Origin of the sequence: Actinoplanes subtropicus (assembly GCF_000721705.1) — a bacterium.
Classification (GTDB): domain Bacteria; phylum Actinomycetota; class Actinomycetes; order Mycobacteriales; family Micromonosporaceae; genus Actinoplanes; species Actinoplanes subtropicus.
The window spans coordinates 1-1932 of sequence record NZ_JOJL01000110.1; the positions used below are offsets into that span (position 1 = coordinate 1).

At 62.8% G+C, this 1932-nt stretch carries 1 protein-coding gene; it reads left to right on the forward strand.

The genetic code is table 11. The features are described 5' to 3' along the window. Window positions 1–584: 584 nt before the first annotated feature. The gene (gene ltrA, locus IH26_RS0152310) at window positions 585–1865 is read left to right on the forward strand and encodes a group II intron reverse transcriptase/maturase (protein ID WP_051810136.1); all 1281 of its coding nucleotides are present in this window, start codon (window positions 585–587) and stop codon (window positions 1863–1865) included. Window positions 1866–1932: the final 67 nt, after the last annotated feature.

Here is a 1932-nt window from a genome sequence, read left to right on the forward strand (position 1 = left end):
CGTGCGCCACGAACGAGGAATGGTGATCGCAATGTAGGAGCGATTTCAGGAATCGATGCTGTGCAGGAGATGAAGGTTTGGCCCTTCGGAGTCGCCTTTCGGGAGGAGGCTTCAAACCGCCACATGCTGCGTTGGCTGAAGACCGTCGTGGTGAGCGATGTGGAAAAGGCGCCGTAAGAGGCGTCAGGTGGGGACCAGGAAGATGAGTGAACCCGAACCGCTGTTGACGTGTCGTTACGTAAAAGAAGGCATCAAAACCGTGGTCCTGGTTATTGGCTGCGGGATAAGTCTGGCGGGTGCCCGATGACTGGCCAGGCGGTGCTCGGCATGGAGGCGGCATGAGCCTGGTCTGCGGCTTCTGCATGGAACGTGGGAAAGCGTGTCTCGATACCGTCCCGGAAACGGGCGAGAGGGAGTAGCCGAGCGGGATGTGCCCGCGAGGTGTGAGTACCGACGCGAGATGCGCTGGCGGACCGGCCCGTAGTAGTGATGAAACCCCTGTAATCGGGGTGGAGCGAAGGGGCCGGGCCATCCGCAGTTGGTTCGTCTGGTCAACCAGAACGGATAACGGTCTGGGAGGAACTATGAGGAGCGAGCTGACATTGTCAGAGAAACCGTTCGAGATTTCGAAGTGGGAAGTCTGGGAAGCGTACGAAAGAGTCAAGGCGAACAAGGGAGCGCCGGGGGTCGACGAGGTCAGCCTGGGGGAGTTCGAGAAAGATCTGAAAGGCAATCTGTATAAGATCTGGAATCGGATGTCCTCGGGCAGCTACTTCCCGCCTCCGGTGAAAGCGGTGCAGATACCGAAATCGCAGGGTGGGGTCAGAACACTCGGTGTGCCCACCGTGGGTGACCGAGTGGCGCAGACGGTGGTGGCCCGCAGGATCGAGGAGAAGGTCGAACCGATCTTCCACCCCGATTCCTATGGCTACCGGCCGCGACGGTCGGCGCTGGACGCGGTGGCGGCGTGCCGGCAACGGTGCTGGCGCTACGACTGGGTCGTCGATCTGGACGTCCAGGCGTTCTTCGACAGCGTCGACCACGACCTCATGATCAAAGCGGTGGAGGCGAACACCGACCTGCCCTGGGTACTGCTGTATGTCAAACGGTGGCTCACCGCCCCGATGCAGCAGTCCGACGGCAGCCTGCAACCCCGAGACCGAGGAACCCCGCAAGGTTCCGCGGTCTCACCCGTGCTGGCGAACCTGTTCCTGCACTACGCGTTCGACACCTGGATGGCCCGGACGTTCCCGTCCGTGCCGTTCGAACGATACGCCGACGACGCGGTGGTGCACTGCGCCAGCGAACGCCAGGCGCACCTGGTGCGCCAGGCGATCGAGGACAGGATGATCGAGGTCGGGCTGCGCCTGCACCCGGCCAAGACCAGGATCGTGTACTGCAAGGACACCAACCGGCGAGGCGTCCACCCGGACACCTCGTTCACGTTCCTCGGATACACGTTTCGTCCTCGCGGGGCCAAGGACCGCCATGGGGAACTGTTCATCGCGTTTCTCCCGGCGGTCAGCAAGGACGCTCTCAAACGACTCAGCCGAACCGTCCGACGCTGGCAGATCCACCGCCGGTTGGACCTGAGCTGGGCAGAACTCGCCGAGATGATCAACCCGGTCGTACGCGGGTGGATGAGCTACTACGGGCGGTTCTACCGCTCCGCGCTTTACACCCTCCTGGCGCGTATCAACTCCTACCTGGTGCGCTGGATCCGCAAGAAGTACCGGCGGCTACGACCCCGACGCAAGGCCCGAGTCGTGTGGGAACGCATCATCGCGCAACACCCGCGCTACTTCGCGCACTGGCCCTGGGTCCGTAACCCTCTGATGATGGCCAGGGTGGTACGAGCGGAGTGACGGGAGACTGTCACGCTCCGTTCCGTGGGAGCCCGGAGGTGAAATCCCTCCGGGCGACCCGACCCTG